The following is a 16,591-nucleotide window of genomic DNA, read 5'->3' as shown; positions in this document are numbered from 1 at the left end:
GCGGCGCCCGCGCGATCAGGAGCGCAGGCGCAGGCCGCGCGGCGTGGGGTGGAATCCGGCCGACTCCAGGGCGGCGGCCAGCGGGGAGTCGCCGATCGCCTCGCCGTCGGCGCGTTCGACGGTCAGCTTGCCGAGCGCCCCCTCGCGGACGGCGAGGGCGAGCGCGTCCACGGCCGGTTGCAGGACGCCCGGGCCGTCGTCCCAGGTCAGGAGCGTCCGGCCGCCGCGTTCGACGTAGAGGACGAGGCGCCCTTCGACGAGGACGACGAGCGCGCCGGCCTTGCGGCCCGGCTTGTGGCCGCTGGCGACCTCGTCGTCGCGCTCGGGCCAGGGCAGGGCCGCGCCGTACGGGTTGGCGGGGTCGGCCGCCGCCAGGACGAGCGCGCGGACCTCGGGCTTGCGGGGCGACTCCCACAGGGCGGAGATGTCGTCCGGTGCAGCGGCCGTCGCCGGGCGCAGCGCGCGGAGCCGGTCGACGGCCCCCGGCAGCGCGAACTGGGCGGCCCCGAGCCCCTCGACGAAGTACCCCCGCCGGCAGCGGCCCGTCTCCTCGAACGCGCGCAGGACCGGGTAGACGGCGGAGAAACCCCCAGGGGTGCGCTCGGCCGCGACGGCGCCGCGGATGACGATGCCGTACCGCTCCAGGAGCGATTCGGCGAGGGCGTGCGAGCGCAGGGTGGCGGTGGACTCGCGCTCGGGGAGCGGCCACCAGCGTCCCGCGACCGTGGGCGGACCCGTCCGGGACGGCAGGACGGGACGCCCGCGGCGCGTCGTCCGGGACCGGTGCGTCGGACGGCCGGACCCGAGCGCGGACCGCAGCGGGGCCAGCGTGTCGTTGGTGAGATGGCCGGACCACACGAGATCCCACACGGCGGTGACGAGGTCGGCGTCGCTCGCGGTGACCTGCTTGTTCACACGGTCGGACAGCGTCCGGAAGAACAGCGCGCCCCCGTCGCCGAGGGCGTCCAGGACGGCCTGGTGCGCGGGCGAGAGCGTGATCTCGGCCGGGTGCGGCATGAGCAGCGGGGCCGTGTCGGCCAGGTACAGCGCCACCCAGCCGTCGCCGCCCGGCAGGCCGCCCTGGCCCGCCCAGACGACCTCGCCGGCGGACGTCAGCTCGTCCAGCATGGCCGGGGTGTAGCCGGGCACCCGCGAGGGAAGGATCAGCGACTCCAGCGCGGACGCGGGCACGGCCGCGCCCTGCAGCTGCTCGATCGCCTGGACGAGCGCGTCGATGCCCCGCAGCCGCGATCCGCCCGAGATGCCGTGCCAGGCCGGGAGGAACCGGCCGAGCGACTCCGGCGGGGACGGCTCGACCTCGGCGCGCAGCCGCGCCAGGGAGCGGCGCCGCAGCATGCGCAGCACGCCCGTGTCGCACCACTCGGTCGTCAGCGGCCCCGCCACGGACCCGACCGGCAGGAACTCGCCCTCGACGACGCGCCCCGCCCCGGACAGCCGCCGCAGCGTCTCGACGACCACGGCGACGCCGAGCCCGAACCGCGCGGCGGGCTCGGCCGCCCGGAAGGGCCCGTGCGTGCGCGCGTACCGGGAGATCAGGTCGCCGAGCGGGTCGTCGACCGGTTCGAGGAACGCCTCCGGAATCCCCACCGGGAGCGGTGCGCCGAGCGCGTCCCGCAGCCGGCCGGCATCCTCGATCGCGGCCCAGCGCTCCTCCCCGGCGATCCGCACGCGGATCGCCCGCCGCGTCGCCTCCAGCTCCGCCAGCCACCGCGACACCTGGACGAGCACCCCGTCCGGAACGCCCCCGCCCACTCCAGCGGTGGCGACCTCTTCCGCACGGGTCCCGGTACGCGCGGCCTCTGTACCGCCGGAGTCGGTACCGGCCGTTTCGGAACGGGCGGCCTCGGTATCGGCGGCCTTGGTATCGGCGGTGTCCGTGCCGGTGCCCTCCGCCGCGCCTGGGGCAGGGCCGGCTGCCGCGTCATCGGCCGCTGGCAGTGCCGCGCCGTCGTCCGGTGAGGCGTCGACGCCCGCGGGGAGGGTGCGTTCGGCCGTTTCCGCCGTGGTGAGCGGGCCGAGGGTGCGCAGGAGGTCGGCGACGCCCTCCAGGTCGCGGGCGCGGCGGTCGACTGCGAGGCGCTGGAGCTCGCGCTCGGTCTCGGCGACGGCGTCGGGGTCGAGCAGCTCGCGCAGGTCGGCCTGGCCGAGCAGCTCGGCGAGGAGCGCCGAGTCGAGGGCGAGGGCCTGCGCGCGGCGCTCCGCCAGCGGCGAGTCGCCCTCGTACATGAACGCGCCGACGTAGTGGAACAGCAGGGAGCGCGCGTAGGGGGACGGCTCGGAGGTCTCCACCTCCACCATGCGGACCTTGCGCCCCGACATGTCGCGCATGAGCTGCACCAGGCCGGGGACGTCGAACACGTCCTGCAGGCACTCGCGCATCGTCTCCAGCACGATCGGGAACGACGGGTACTTGCTCGCCACGGCCAGGAGCTGCGCGGCGCGCTGGCGCTGCTGCCAGAGGGGCATGCGCTTGTCGGGACGGCGGCGGGGGAGCAGCAGGGAACGCGCCGCGCACTCGCGGAACCGGGCGGCGAACAGCGCCGATCCGCCGAGCTCGTCGACGACGATGCGCTCGATGTCGTCGGCGTCGAAGACGGCCAGGTCGAGGCCGGGAGGCTCGTCCATGTCCGGGATGCGGATGACGATGCCGTCGTCGGCGTGCATGGCCTGCGCGTCGACCCCGTACCGCTCGCGCAGGCGGCCGGCTATGGCGAGCGCCCAGGGCGCGTGCACGCGCGCGCCCAGCGGCGAGTGGACGACCATGCGCCAGTCGCCGAGTTCGTCGCGGAAGCGTTCGACCACCATCGTGCGGTCGTCGGGTACGTGGCCGGTGGCCTCGCGCTGCTCGTTCAGGTAGGAGACGAGGTTGGCGGAGGCCCAGTCGTCCAGGCCGGAGGCGGTGACGCGCTCCTGCGCCTCCTGGGGGGACAACCCGACCAGTTCCCGGGTGAACGTACCGAGGGCGCGGCCCAGTTCGGCGGGGCGCCCCAGCGTGTCGCCGTGCCAGAACGGCAGCTTGCCGGGCTGGCCCGGAGCGGGGGAGACGAGCACCCGGTCGGGGGTGATGTCCTCGATCCGCCAGGAGCTCGCACCGAGGACGAACACGTCGCCCACGCGCGACTCGTACACCATCTCCTCGTCGAGCTCGCCGACGCGCGACGCCTTCTCCCCGACGAGGAACACTCCGAACAGGCCCCGGTCGGGGATCGTCCCACCGCTGGTGACGGCGAGGCGCTGGGCGCCCGGACGGTCGCGCAGGACGCCGGTGACGCGGTCCCAGACGAGGCGGGGGCGCAGCTCGCCGAACTCGTCGCTGGGGTAGCGCCCGGCGAGCATGTCGAGGGACGCCTCCAGCGCCGACCGGGGCAGCGTGGCGTAGGGGGCGGCGCGCTTGACGAGGGCTTCGAGGTCGTCGACCGTCCACTCGTCCATGGAGACCATCGCGACGATCTGCTGGGCGAGGACGTCGAGGGGGTTGCGCGGGTACCGCAGCTCCTCGATCTCGCCGCCGCGCATGCGTTCGGCCACCACGGCCGTCTGGACGAGGTCGCCCCGGTACTTGGGGAAGATGACGCCCTTGGACACGGCGCCGACCTGGTGACCGGTCCGCCCGACCCGCTGGAGCCCGTTGGCGACCGAAGGCGGCGACTCCACCTGGACGACGAGGTCCACCGCGCCCATGTCGATGCCGAGTTCCAGACTGGACGTCGCCACGACCGCGGGCAGGCGGCCCTCCTTCAGAGCGTTCTCGATGCCGGCCCGCTCCTCCTTGGAGACGGAGCCGTGGTGCGCCCTGGCGATCTCCAGGGGCGCCCCCCTGGCCGCACCCGCCTGGGCCATCGTCGCCGCGGGGGAGTGGTCCTCAGGCAGGGGCTCGCCGGCGGCGCGCTCGTAGGCGAGTTCGTTCAGCCGGCCGCACAGCCTTTCGGCCAGGCGCCGGGAGTTGGCGAACACCAGCGTCGAGCGGTGCGCCTGGATGAGGTCGAGCAGGCGGTCTTCCACGTGGGGCCAGATGCTGCGCTGGCGCGGGTCGGCCGCCCCCGAGTCGTCGACGAACTGGCCGACCTCGCCCATGTCCTCCACCGGGACGACGATGTCGAGCTCGAAGACCTTCTCGGAGGGCGGCTGTACGACGGTGGCGGGCCGCGTCCCGCCGAGGAACGCCGCGACCTCGTCCGCGGGGCGGACCGTCGCCGACAGGCCGATGCGCTGGGCGGGGCGTTCGAGGAGCGCGTCCAGCCGTTCGAGGGACAGCGCGAGGTGCGCGCCGCGCTTGGTGCCCGCCACGGCGTGCACCTCGTCGACGATGACGGTCTCCACCCCGCGCAGCGACTCGCGCGCCCGCGAGGTGAGGATCAGGAACAGCGACTCCGGCGTCGTGATCAGGATGTCGGGCGGCTTGACGGCCAGCCGGCGGCGCTCGTCGGCCGGGGTGTCGCCCGACCGCATCCCGACGCGGACGCCGGGCTCGGGCAGGCCGAGGCGGCGCGCCGCGTGGCGGATGCCGGCCAGCGGGGCGCGCAGGTTGCGTTCGACGTCGACGGCTAGGGCCTTCAGTGGCGACACGTACAGGACGCGGCAGCGGCGCAGCGCCTCCTCGGGCACGGCCTCGGTGGCGAGCCGGTCGAGGGACCACAGGAACGCCGCCAGGGTCTTGCCGGACCCCGTCGGCGCGACGACCAGCGTGCTGTCGCCGCCGGCGATGGACTCCCAGGCCCCCGCCTGCGCGGGGGTGGGTGCGGCGAACGCCCCGGTGAACCAGGCGCGGGTCGCCGGGGAGAAGCGTTCGAGCACGTCACCGCCCATGGCGCCATACTGCCTCGCCGGTCCGACAGAATGCGCCCGCGTGGTGTGTGTCACCTCAAAAAGGAGCGAAGCGATCGGGGGGTGTGGGGGTCGTCCCCCCACAGAGGGCACAGGCGAGCGAAGCGATCGGGGGGTGTGGGGGGTCGTCCCCCCAAGGAGGGCACAGGCGAGCGAAGCGATCGGGGGGTGTGGGGGGTCGTCCCCCCACAGAGGGCACAGGCGAGCGAAGCGATCGGGGGGTGTGGGGGTCGTCCCCCCAAGGAGGGCACAGGCGAGCGAAGCGATCGGGGGGTGTGGGGGTCGTCCCCCCAAGGAGGGCACAGGCGAGCGAAGCGATCCGGGGGTGTGAGGGGCGTCCCCCACAGAAACTCTTGTAAGCAAGCGCTTGTGTGGGCAAGGTATGGCGGGCAGGCCAATGCTCCGCAAAGGGAGTCCTGATGCCTTACGTCCTCCTCGCCCTGGGCCTCCTGTTCGCCCTCACGGCCGCCAACGCGTACGCCCCGCGGCGCAGCCCCCTGCTGCTCGCGGGGAGCTTCTTCGCGGGCTGGCTGACGATCGAGCTGGCGCCGCATGTCCTGGTCGCCTGGGCCGCCGCCACGGCGCTCGCCGCGGCCTTCGGGGGACTGGACGGCTGGGCCGGCTGGGCGGGGCTCGTCCTGGCGCTCCTCGGCATGGCGGGAGTCGCGGCCACTCTCGCGGCCTCGCGCCGTACGGTCGTCACCCTGCGGGAAAGCGGCGCGCCCCTCGACCTCGACCCGGAAGGCGCGCCGCGCTACCCGCTCGGCCACCTGATCGTGCCCCCGCTGTGCCTGGTCCCGCGCAGGGGAGTGAAGGTCGAACGCAACATCGTGTACCGGGAGGAAGGCCGCCTGCGCCTGAAGGTTGACGTCTTCCGTCCCGACGGTGAGCGCGATGCCGCCGGACGTACCGGCGGCGGGCTCCGTCCAGGGCTCATGCAGATCCACGGCGGAGCCTGGGTGATCGGCGACAAGCGGGAGCAGGGGCTGCCGCTGCTCAACCACATGGCCCTCCAGGGCTGGGTCGGCTTCAACGTCAACTACCGGCTCAGCCCCCGCGCCACCTGGCCGGACCACCTGGTCGACCTGAAGCACTTCGTCGCCTGGTACAAGGAGCACGCCGAGGAGTACGGAGCGGATCCCGACTTCCTCTGCGTGACCGGCGGTTCGGCCGGCGGGCACCTCACCGCGATGGTGGCCCTCACCGCGAACGTCCCGGAGTTCCAGCCGGGCTTCGAGGACGCCGACACCACCGTGCAGGGCGCGGTCCCGTTCTACGGCGTCTACAACTTCTTCGAGCCGGGCCCATGGCCTCGCCCCATGGGCGACACACGTCTCCTGGAGCGGATGGTCGTCAAGCGGCCCTTCGCGGAGGACCGGGAGGCTTACGCCAAGGCGTCCCCGGTCACCTACATCCGCGAGGACGCGCCGCCCTTCTTCGTCATCCACGGCAGCCGCGACTCGCTCATCCCGGCGGCCGAGGCCCGCCGCTTCGTGGAGCGGCTGAGGGAGGTCTCGGACTCGCCCGTCCTCTACGCCGAGATGAAAGGCGCCCAGCACGCGTTCGACGTGTTCCCCTCCTACCGGACGGCCAGGGTCATCGAGGGCGTCGAACGGTACCTGACGGGACTGCACCGCCAGTACCGCCAGGGCCGTGCTCCCGAGGTCCCCGGCGAGGTGACGCGGTCCTTGGGAGAGCCGACCGTCGGATAGCGTGGGACGTGTGCGGCTCACAGTTTTCTGGGATCGGATGAACCAGCAGTTCGGCGAGCACTACGCCGAGAGCGTGGCCAAGGACTACGTCATGGCCGAGCTGGGCGGCCGCACCATCGAGCAGGCCCTCGCAGACGGCGAATCCGCCAAGAAGGTCTGGCGGGCCGTCGTCGCCACCTTCGACGTCCCCTCCGCCCTGCAGTAGCGGCCCGCTACAGTCGTGCGGGCAGGTGCCCTTCCCATCTAAGGGTGGGGGCGGAGGTTCGGGCTGGGAGGTCATCCGGGACAGGTGCTGGGCACCTTGTATCGGAACTTCGTCACGAAGACCAAGTGCGCATGCATCTCAAGAACACCGTGCCTACAAGTGCGGATGCCGTCACTTTCAGCATCTGTCACTGACACTATGGCGACGTGCAGCTCCGTTACAACTACCGTGTGCATCCGACGCCGGGCCAGCAGGTCAAGCTGGCGAAGGCGTTCGGGTGCGCCCGCGTGGTGTTCAACGACGGGCTGCGCGCACGCCAGAACGCCCGTCAGGCGGGCCTGCCGTACATCTCCGACGGGGAGTTGTCCAAGCAGGTCATCACCGAAGCAAAGAAGACCGGCGAGCGGGCATGGCTGGGCGAGGTGTCGGCCGTCGTCCTGCAGCAGTCTCTGGCGGACCTGAACACCGCCTACCGCAACTTCTTGGCCTCCCTGACCGGTCGGCGGAAGGGGCCGAAGGTCGCCGCGCCCCGGTTCCGGTCGCGCAAGGACGGGCGGCAGGCGGTTCGCTTCACCCGCAACGCCCGGTTCTCGATCACGGCGGGCGGGAGGCTGCGCCTGCCGAAGATCGGTGATGTGCGGGTGCGCTGGTCGCGGGAGCTGCCCGCCGAGCCGTCCTCGGTCACGGTGATCAAGGATGCGTCCGGGCGGTACTTCGCCTCCTTCGTGGTCGATGTCGCCGCCGAGTCGTTGCCCGCGACGCCGGGCGAGGTGGGGATCGACCTGGGGTTGACTCATTTCGCGGTCCTGTCGGACGGCCGGAAGATCACAAATCCCCGGTTCCTGCGCCGGGCGGAGCGACGCCTGCGCAAGGCGCAGCAGACCCTCAGCCGTAAGCAGAAGGGGTCGGCGAACAGGAAGAAGGCCGTCGTCAAGGTCGCGCGGGCGCACGTCCGGGTGGCCGACGCGCGCCGCGACTTCGCCCACAAGCTCTCCACGAGCATCATCCGTGACAACCAAGCGGTGTACGTGGAGAACCTGTCGGTGAAGGGTCTGGCGCGCACGAAGCTGGCCAAGAGCATCCATGATGCGGGCTGGTCGGCCTTCACCCGGATGCTGGAGTACAAGGCCGCCCGGTACGGGCGGACCTTCGTCAGGATCGACCGCTGGTTCCCCTCGTCGAAGCTGTGTTCGGCGTGCGGCGCGGTCGCCGAGTCGATGCCGCTTTCCGCCCGGTCGTGGATCTGCGCCTGCGGCGCAGACCACGACCGGGACGTCAACGCGGCGATCAACATCCTGGCCGCCGGGCGGGCGGACAGGCTAAACGCCTGTGGAGACCCGGTAAGACGGCCGCTCGCGGTCGCGCGGGTCGACGAAACAGGAAGCCGCAGAGATGCCGCGTCAACGCGCGGCACGGACTGACTCCCCGGCCTTCAGGCCGGGGAGCACGTCAAAGCGGGATGCGGTGCGGGACGAACGACGACGTGTCGTCGGTGATGAGCCCGGACGTCTCCCTGATGCCGATCCCGGCCGCCCCGTCGTGGACCACCCACGCGCCGAGCACGGGGTGCTCGCCGTCGAACTCCGGCAGCGCGCAGAACTCCTGGAAGACGTAGCCTTCCGCGCCGTAGTCGCCCTGGGTCCTCTGCTCGGAACCGTCCGGCGTGACGATGCGCATGCTCGCGCCCTCCCGTCCGAGCAGGGGCTTCTGCACGTAGGAGGTCAGGTCCGACGGCGTGTTCAGGTAGGTGGGCAGCAGATTCGGGTGGCCTGGGAACAGTTCCCAGAGCAGGACGAGCAGGGCCTTGTTGGAGAGCACCATCTTCCAGATCGGCTCTATCCAGGACGTGGGCGTGCCCGGGATGTTGCGCCCGAACGGCTCGGCGACGATCCACTCCCACGGGTAGAGCTTGCAGAGCGTCCCGATCTCCCGCTCGTCGAGGTCGACGAACCGCCCGCGCGCGGCGTCCCAGCCGATGTCCTCCATGGCGATCGCCACACCCGGCAGGCCCGCCTCCTCGGCGGTCTCCTGCATGTAGGCGATCGTCATGACCTCCTCGCCGGTCTCGTCACCGGTCGTCCAGGCGAAATGGACCGGCCCGCCGTCCACGGCGGGCGCGAGCTCCTTCCAGCGCGCCACGAACCGCTCGTGGATGGAGTTCCACTGGTCGTCCCCGGGATGGGTGTCCTGCAGCCAGTACCACTGGACGACGGAACTCTCCACCAGGGCGGTCGGCGTATCGGCGTTGTACTCCAGGAGCTTGGCGGGGCCCCGGCCGTCGTAGCGCAGGTCGAACCGCCCGTACAGATGGGGGTCGCCGCGCCGCCACGACGCCTCGATCAGGGGCGCCACCCAGTCGGGGATGCCGAGGACGTGGTAGCGCCCGGTGGACACGACGTGCTCCACGACCTCCAGGCACATCCGGTGCAGTTCCTCGACGACGCCTTCGAGGGCCAGCACCTCGTCCATGTCGAAGACGTAGTGCACGGACTCGTCCCAGTAGGGCCGGGTCAGATGCTCGGGGTGCGCGGTGCGGTGGAAGGCCAGGCCGTGCGCCTCGACCTTCTCCGCCCAGCCCTCGCGCGGCTGAGAACGAACACGGCGCACGGGTCAGCTCCCGCCCCGGCCGCCGCCGCCGAACCCGCCCCGGCTCAGCGTCCGCCCGCCACTCGACTTGATCTTCCCCTCCGGCCGGTACCGGCTGCCGCCGGACACGAAGCCGGAACGGCTCTTCCCGCCGTAGTACCAGAAGTAGCGGCCGTAGGAGGGCGACCCGTGGTCGATGTCGCCGGTGTCGCAGTAGCCGTCCGAGACGACCTTGTACCCGCTCTTGCCCTTGGCGGGCGCGTTCCGGTCCACGCACCGCGCCGTGGTCGAACCGGAGCCGCAGGCGACGAGGGTCAACGACAGGGCGCTCACCATCCCCACCTTCACGGCGCGGGAGCTGAGCCGGCGAGGGGGCTCCTGTGGGGGCAAGAGAACACGTCCTTCTCACGCAGGGACCGACCGGACGGTCAGGGCCGTCACAGGCCATAAGACGATGAAGACCTTAATCCGGTTCGATCACGCCCACAGCAACCTGTGCGGCCGCTAGTCCGGCACCGGGAGATGCGCGTAGAGGTCCATCGCGTCCACGGACGACGGCAGGTCGCTGACCTGCCCGTCTCCGACCTCCACGACCCGCCAGGCGCCGTCCGTGCGGCGGGCCAGGTCGGTGGTGATGAACCGGCACCCCAGCGCGCGGACGGCGGGAGCCACCGCGCCCAGGTCGGGATCGAGCTCCACGCCCGGACTGTCGGGGTGCGGACCGACCAGCGCGGGCTCGCCGTCCACCCACCACACGCGCGCCTCACCCGCGTCGTCGTACTGCTCGAACTCCCGCACGACGAGGCCGCCGGCCAGATGGTCGTCCCGGAGCGCGACCATCTTGGCCGCGATGTCGTGCAGTCGGGCGAGGTTCTTCACGTCGGGGACGAAGCACGCCTCCTCCCACTCGTGCTTGCACGACTTCACGTAGTCCTTGACCACGCCGGGTCCGCTGCGCAGCGGCTTGACGAGCTCACCCAGTTCGCCGAGGGGGCCGGGGTCCTGGCCCGCGCCGAGGGGGCGCCACACGCTGTGCGGGGTCAGCCCGGCGAACGTGTCGTGCCAACCAGGCAGCTCGTGTGCGCGGCGGTAGTCGTCCGGGTGCGTCAGGAGGACAGTGCCGCTCCGTTTCAAGGCGGCGGCCATGGCGCCGTACTCGTCCGCCGAGAGCATCCACCCGCGGTACCAGACGGGGCCCAGGTCCGAGGGGACCGCGTCGACGGCGTCCTCGACGTCCCCGCGCCGCAGCGCGTCGTGGTCGATCAGGGCGATCTCGCCGTAGTGGTCCCGCACGGCGGCGGCCTCGCGGGCGAAGTGGGGGTCAACGCGCCGGGGGTGGAGCGGATCGACGCAGAAGAGGACGGTCAGCGTCATGATTGGAACCCTCCGTCAACTCCGCCAGGTTACGGGTCGGGGGCCACGATCGCACGGAGATTCCACCGCAAATCGGCATGTGGGACGATGATCGAACGGATGTTCGGTAAGCTGGTCGCGGCCCGCGGCGCCGCCGTCGGAGCGTCCAGGGGTCGAAAGTGTCGGTGGCCCGCCGTAACGTCGCCCTCGACATCGCAAGCAGCGGCCGAGAGCCGACACACCACAACGAGAAGGACATCTCAATGGCAGCGAACGACCGGGAGAAGGCTCTCGAGACCGCACTCGCCCAGATCGAGCGGCAGTTCGGCAAGGGATCGGTCATGCGGATGGGCGAGGAGGCGCGGGCGCCCGTCGAGGTGATCCCCACCGGCGCGATCTCCCTCGACATCGCCCTCGGCATCGGCGGCCTGCCGCGCGGCCGCGTCGTCGAGGTGTACGGCCCCGAGGGCTCCGGCAAGACCTCCATCGCGCTCCACGCCGTGGCGAGCGTCCAGAAGAAGGGCGGCATCGCCGCGTTCGTCGACGCCGAGCACGCGCTCGACCCCGAGTACGCCGCCAAGCTCGGCGTCGACATCGACGCCCTGCTGGTCTCCCAGCCCGACACCGGCGAGCAGGCCCTGGAGATCACCGACATGCTGATCCGCTCCGGCGCGATCGACATCGTCGTCATCGACTCCGTCGCCGCGCTCGTCCCCCGCGCCGAGATCGAGGGCGAGATGGGCGACAGCCACGTCGGCCTCCAGGCCCGGCTCATGTCGCAGGCCCTGCGCAAGCTCACCGGGGCGATCAACCAGACCAAGACCACCGCCATCTTCATCAACCAGCTCCGCGAGAAGGTCGGCGTCATGTTCGGCTCCCCGGAGACCACCACCGGCGGCCGCGCGCTGAAGTTCTACGCCTCCGTCCGCCTCGACGTCCGCCGCATCGAGACGCTCAAGGACGGCACCGAGGCCGTCGGCAACCGCGTCCGCGTCAAGGTCGTCAAGAATAAGATGGCCCCGCCGTTCCGCGTCGCCGACTTCGACCTCCTCTACGGCCAGGGCATCAGCCGCGAGGGCGGCCTGATCGACCTCGGCGTGGAGCACGGCTTCGTCCGCAAGTCCGGCGCCTGGTACACCTACGACGGCGACCAGCTCGGCCAGGGCAAGGAGAACGCCCGCAACTTCCTCAAGGCCAACCCCGACCTCGCCGACGGCATCGAGAAGAAGATCAAGGAGAAGCTCGGCATCGGCCCGAAGGTCGACAAGGAGGCCGAGCCCGCCGCTCCCGCCGCCGCGCCCGAGCCCGCCGCCGCTGCCCCCGCCAAGGCCCCCGCCGCCAAGCGGGGCGCCAAGGCCGCCAAGGCGGGTGATTCCTGACCGGGAATCCCCCGAGGCGGGTGACTCTTGACGACGAGTAAGCGATGATCTCGTATGCAGGGCGGCGGCGCCTAACCCGGCACCGCACGACCGGTGCCCGGAACTTCCCCGATGGCGCCGCCGCTCCCACGGCCAACGGCACCGCCCGGACCGGCTCCCGATGACGGACGCCCGCGATACCGACCCGGAGCCTGGGGCCCGCGAGAGGGGCCCGGAGGCGAAGGCCCGCGACACCGACCCAGAGGCGAAGGCTCGCGAGATCTGCCTGCGCCTCCTGTCCGCCTCCCCTCGCACGCGAGCCCAGTTGGCGGACGCGCTGCAACGCAAGCACATCCCCGACGACGTGGCCGAACGCGTGCTGGGCCGCTTCACCGACGTCGGCCTCATCGACGACGAAGCCTTCGCCCAGGCCTGGGTCCAGTCCAGGCACGCCGGCCGGGGCCTGGCCAAGCGCGCACTGGCCGCCGAACTCCGCCGCAAGGGCGTCCCCGACGAGACCGTCAACGACGCCGTGGACGCCCTCGACCCGGCGCAGGAAGAGCAGACGGCCCGCGCCCTGGTCGCCCGCAAGCTCCGGGCCACCCGAGGCGCCGACCCCGCCAAGCGCATGCGCCGCCTGGTCGGCATGCTCGCCCGCAAGGGCTATTCGCCCGGCCTGTCCTACCGGGTCGTGAAGGAAGCCCTGGCAGAAGAGGGCACCGACCCGGAAACCCTCCCCACCCCTCTCGACTGACCACGCGCCACCCCCTCAACATCGCCACGACCGCCACGAGCCCGAAAGACCGCGCGGCCCCAGAAGCCCACGCGAGCCGGAAGGCCGCGCGGGCCCGGAAGGGCACGCCGGGTAACGGCGCGTGAGCCCGGAAGGCGCGTGAGTCTGCAATGGCACGTGAACCCGGAAGTCCGCGTGAGCCGGGAGGGCGTGCGAGCCCGGAAGGTCGTGTGAGCCCGGAAGGTCGTGTGAGCCCGGAAGGCCGCGCGGGCTCGGAAGACCGTCCGAGTCGGGAGGCCGGGTGAGCCCGGAGGGGCTCGCCGGGTGAGGGCGCGTAAGTCGGGAGGTCGCGTGAGCCCGGGAAGGGCGCTGCGAGAGGGGCCGTGGGGTCAGGGTTGGGGCGGTGGGTGGGGGACGGGAATGGGGCGGGCGCGGGGGTGTCGGGGGGCGACACGCCGGGGCGGGGGAGGGGATGACCCGGGGCGATCGGTTCGTGACTCCGCCGGGGGCGTGATGGTGCAGGTGGTGCGGGGTCAGGGCGGTCAGGGGAGGCGGTAAGGAAGGAGTCACGCCGACGTTCGGTTAGTCCGGAATGCCCGTCGTTTGCTTGCTCATTACCTCTGTGCCGCTTACCGTTACGGCAGTGAGGAGTTACTCCGCGTCTTGCGGATTGCCATACGACCGAGCACGTTCCAGCAGCTGAGAGGCATAAAGGACACGTTCGTCGACCGGATTCGGCCGGGTCGCCGGGACGCGCCCGCGCGCGGTCCCGCGATGTCGTGCATCCGTGCGCGAGTAAATCCTCGCTAGGCAGGGCCCCGCACACCGGACGGGCCCGCGGCGAGGGAGGATCTGCCTCATGGAGAGCGTCCTGCTGGGTGCAGCGCTGCTGGTGACCCTGGTCGCTCTCGTGATCGTCGTCGTATGGCGTCCCGGCACGCCCGGCAAGGCCGCCGCGGAGATGGCGCGGGCGCAGGGCGACGCGGACGAGGTCAGGGCGAAGGCCGCCAAGGAGGCGCAGGCCGTCCTGGAGAAGGCCGAGCAGGAGGCGCAGCAGGTCGCCGCCGCCGGGCGCGCGGAACTCGACGAGGAAGGCCGCGCCCTGCGCGACGACATCCGCACCCTCCGCGAGGACCTGGAACGCCGGGAGGCCCGCCTCGCGGAACGGGAGCAGCGGCTGGACGCCGAGATGCGCCGCCTGGAGGAGTGGCAGGGACGGCTCGCCGAGACCAAGAAGGCGCTGGAGGCCCGCAGGCAGGAGCTCGACGGCATCGCCGAGGAGCGGCGCAAGGTCCTGGAGCAGGCCGCCGGGCTGACCGCCGAGCAGGCCAAGGCCGAACTCGTCGCGGCGGTCGAGAACCAGGCGAAGCGCGAGTCCATCCCCATCGTGCGGGAGATCGAGAACGCGGCGCGGGCGGAGGGCGACAAGCGCGCCCGCAAGATCGTGACGCTGGCGATCCAGCGGGTCGCGAGCGAGCAGACGGCCGAGTCGGTGGTGTCGGTGCTGCACCTGCCGAGCGACGAGATGAAGGGCCGCATCATCGGCCGCGAGGGCCGCAACATCCGCGCCTTCGAGACGACCACCGGCGTGAACCTCATCATCGACGACACGCCGGAGGCGGTGCTGCTGAGCTGTTTCGATCCCGTGCGCCGCGAGGTCGGGCGGCTGACGCTGGAGAAGCTCGTCCTGGACGGCCGGATCCACCCCCAGCGGATCGAGGAGATCTACGAGCGCAGCCGCAGCGACGTCGAGCAGCTGTGCGTCCGGGCCGGTGAGGACGCTTTGGTCGAGGTCGGCATCGGCGACATGCACCCGGAGCTGATCGCGCTGCTCGGCCAGTTGCGGTACCGGACGTCCTACGGGCAGAACGTGCTCAAGCACCTGATCGAGTCCGCGCACATCGCGGGCATCATGGCGAGCGAACTGCGGCTGCCGGTGGAGGTCGCCAAGCGCTGCACGCTGCTGCACGACATCGGCAAGGCGCTCACCCACGAGGTGGAGGGCAGCCACGCGCTGATCGGCGCCGAGATCGCCCGCCGCTACGGCGAGCACGAGGACGTCGTCCACGCCATCGAGGCGCACCACAACGAGGTCGAGGTCCGGACCGTGGAGGCCGTGCTCACCCAGGCCGCCGACGCGGTGAGCGGCAGCCGGCCGGGGGCGCGCCGCGAGTCCCTGGAGGCGTACGTCAAGCGCCTGGAACGGCTCGAGGAGATCGCCCGCGACAAGCACGAGGGCGTGGAGAAGGTCTTCGCGATGCAGGCCGGACGCGAGATCCGGGTGATGGTGAAGCCCGACGCGGTCGACGACATCCAGGCGCAGGTCATCGCCCGCGACATCGCCAAGCAGGTCGAGGACGAGCTGACCTACCCCGGCCAGATCCGCGTCACCGTCGTCCGCGAGTCCAGGGCGATCGAGTTCGCCCGCTGACCCCCTGACCCGCTGACCCCCCGACCCCCTGATTTAGGGGTCGGTGGAGCTGTTTCGGTGGAATTCGGTGGCTGGTCTGGTGTTCGCCAACTTCCGCGGTGATGATCAAGTCATTTCCAGGCGGGAGGATCTCTTGAACAGGATCGCCATGATCGGGGGCGGGGCCGTGCTGGCCGCCGCCGTCGCCCTCGCGGGCAGCGCACAGGCCGCGCCGGAGACCACGGGCAAGCGGACGCACGTGGTGGTGCTCGGGCACCGCGGGTCGCCGGGGCAGGCCCCCGAGGAGACGCTCGCGTCCTACCGCAACGCGCTGCGCGACAAGGCGGACGTGCTCGAAGGCGACGTGCAGCTCACGTCCGACAAGCAGATCGTGCTCCTGCACGACGACACGCTCGCCCGGACCACCGACGTGGAGCAGGTCTTCCCCGACCGGGCGCCGTGGCGGGTGGGTCAGTTCACGCTGGCCGAGATCAAGAGGCTGGACGCCGGGTCCTGGTTCGACGCGCGGTACGCGGGCCAGCGGGTGCCGACCCTGAAGGAGCTCCTCGCCGTCAGGGACCGGCGGACCGGGCTGAGCCTGGAGCTGAAGTCCCCGGCCAACAGCCCGGGCATCGCGACGCTGCTCGCCCAGGAGTTGAACGCGGCGCGCGTCACCGACGGCGGGACGCTCCCCTCGGGGGCCTACCGGGTGCAGGTCCATTCGCGCGACCAGGCGGCGCTCAAGGAGTTCCACGAGTCCGCGCCCAAGGTGCCGCTCTCGTACCTGACCGGCGGGAGGATGCTCGCCGACGACGAGCTCGCCGCGCTGGCGGGCTGGACGGTCAGCGTGTACGCCCACCCCCGGGTGACCAGTGCGGACGACGTCAAGCGCGCGCACGCCAAGGGGCTGAAGGTGTTCAGCGACCCGGTGGACAGCCAGGCCGAGGTCTCCATGGGGGCGAACCAGGGCTACGACTGGCTCGCGACGAACTTCCCGGCGACGACGCGGCGGATCCTGGACGGCCGGAAGCCGTTCCCCGAGGCGAGCGGCGTCGTGATCGACAGTGTCCTCCCCGACCCGAGCGGCGACGACGTGCAGCCGGAGAAGAGCGAGCACGTGGTGCTGCGGAACACGACGTCGAGGCCGATCGACGTCGGCGGCGGCTACCTGCGCGACCAGGCGAGCAACCTGATGAAGATCGGCCCTGGCTACGTGATCCCGCCGGGCAGCCTGCTGCGCGTCCACGTCGGACCGGGCACGAACCGCCCCGACGCCTACTACAACGGCCTGACGGCCGGCTTCCTGAACAACACTTCAGGCGACACGGTGTCGTTCTTCGGGGCCGACCACAAGCTGCTCGACATCTCCTCCTACGTCCTGCCCTGAGC

Annotated in this window: 11 protein-coding genes; 7 read left to right on the top strand and 4 right to left on the bottom strand. The window is 71.8% G+C overall.

The genetic code is table 11. The annotated features are described in order from the left end of the window. Positions 1-15: 15 nt before the first annotated feature. Entirely contained in the window at positions 16-4,827 is a 4,812-nt protein-coding gene (locus K4S16_RS05580; RefSeq protein ID WP_149257660.1) for a DEAD/DEAH box helicase, read from the bottom strand. A gap of 437 nt (positions 4,828-5,264) precedes the next feature. Between K4S16_RS05580 and K4S16_RS05575 the strand changes: the two genes are divergently transcribed. From K4S16_RS05575 to K4S16_RS05565, 3 genes are all read left to right on the top strand, one after another. Further along, positions 5,265-6,557, top strand: coding sequence for an alpha/beta hydrolase (locus tag K4S16_RS05575; protein WP_149257659.1), 1,293 nt, complete (start codon positions 5,265-5,267; stop codon positions 6,555-6,557). 10 nt (positions 6,558-6,567) lie between these two features. Further along, positions 6,568-6,762, top strand: a complete 195-nt coding sequence (locus tag K4S16_RS05570; protein WP_149257658.1) for a DUF3046 domain-containing protein — start codon at positions 6,568-6,570, stop codon at positions 6,760-6,762. A gap of 206 nt (positions 6,763-6,968) precedes the next feature. Beyond that, positions 6,969-8,183, top strand: a complete 1,215-nt coding sequence (locus K4S16_RS05565) for an RNA-guided endonuclease TnpB family protein (protein ID WP_149257657.1) — start codon at positions 6,969-6,971, stop codon at positions 8,181-8,183. A 28-nt stretch (positions 8,184-8,211) separates the two neighbouring features. Here K4S16_RS05565 and K4S16_RS05560 read toward each other — a convergent pair whose 3' ends face one another. The 3 genes from K4S16_RS05560 to K4S16_RS05550 all read right to left on the bottom strand — a co-directional run bounded on the left by K4S16_RS05560 (position 8,212) and on the right by K4S16_RS05550 (position 10,722). Continuing rightward, positions 8,212-9,369, bottom strand: coding sequence for a glutathionylspermidine synthase family protein (locus tag K4S16_RS05560; protein ID WP_149257656.1), 1,158 nt, complete (start codon positions 9,367-9,369; stop codon positions 8,212-8,214). Between the two features lie 3 nt (positions 9,370-9,372). Continuing rightward, positions 9,373-9,738 carry a hypothetical protein gene (locus K4S16_RS05555; protein ID WP_235036588.1) on the bottom strand — a complete coding sequence of 122 codons (366 nt, stop codon included), beginning with the start codon at positions 9,736-9,738 and terminating at the stop codon, positions 9,373-9,375. A 114-nt stretch (positions 9,739-9,852) separates the two neighbouring features. Next, positions 9,853-10,722: an ATP-grasp domain-containing protein gene (locus K4S16_RS05550; protein WP_149257655.1), complete on the bottom strand. Its 870-nt coding sequence runs from the start codon at positions 10,720-10,722 to the stop codon at positions 9,853-9,855. Positions 10,723-10,964: 242 nt separating this feature from the next. Between K4S16_RS05550 and recA the strand changes: the two genes are divergently transcribed. From recA to K4S16_RS05530, 4 genes are all read left to right on the top strand, one after another. Then, complete coding sequence (gene recA / locus K4S16_RS05545) at positions 10,965-12,080, top strand: recombinase RecA (protein WP_141577386.1); 1,116 nt, start codon at positions 10,965-10,967, stop codon at positions 12,078-12,080. A gap of 160 nt (positions 12,081-12,240) precedes the next feature. Next, the gene (gene recX, locus K4S16_RS05540; RefSeq protein ID WP_149257654.1) at positions 12,241-12,813 is read left to right on the top strand and encodes a recombination regulator RecX; all 573 of its coding nucleotides are present in this window, start codon (positions 12,241-12,243) and stop codon (positions 12,811-12,813) included. A gap of 850 nt (positions 12,814-13,663) precedes the next feature. Continuing rightward, entirely contained in the window at positions 13,664-15,223 is a 1,560-nt protein-coding gene (gene rny, locus K4S16_RS05535) for a ribonuclease Y (RefSeq protein WP_375708323.1), read from the top strand. 133 nt (positions 15,224-15,356) lie between these two features. Then, a complete protein-coding gene (locus K4S16_RS05530; RefSeq protein ID WP_149257652.1) occupies positions 15,357-16,589 on the top strand; it encodes a glycerophosphodiester phosphodiesterase family protein in 1,233 nt (410 codons plus the stop codon). Positions 16,590-16,591 lie beyond the last annotated feature (2 nt).

It is taken from the genome of Actinomadura sp. K4S16 (assembly GCF_008327685.1).
GTDB lineage: Bacteria > Actinomycetota > Actinomycetes > Streptosporangiales > Streptosporangiaceae > Spirillospora.
This window is presented reverse-complemented; position numbering and strand designations above follow the sequence as displayed.

What these genes read in the sequence shown, in the direction of transcription:
- K4S16_RS05580 (WP_149257660.1), bottom strand. Translation starts at nt 4,827, where the DNA reads ATGGGCGGTGACGTGCTCGAACGCTTCTCCCCGGCGACCCGCGCCTGG.
- K4S16_RS05575 (WP_149257659.1), top strand. Translation starts at nt 5,265, where the DNA reads ATGCCTTACGTCCTCCTCGCCCTGGGCCTCCTGTTCGCCCTCACGGCC.
- K4S16_RS05550 (WP_149257655.1), bottom strand. Translation starts at nt 10,722, where the DNA reads ATGACGCTGACCGTCCTCTTCTGCGTCGATCCGCTCCACCCCCGGCGC.
- recA (WP_141577386.1), top strand. Translation starts at nt 10,965, where the DNA reads ATGGCAGCGAACGACCGGGAGAAGGCTCTCGAGACCGCACTCGCCCAG.
- recX (WP_149257654.1), top strand. Translation starts at nt 12,241, where the DNA reads ATGACGGACGCCCGCGATACCGACCCGGAGCCTGGGGCCCGCGAGAGG.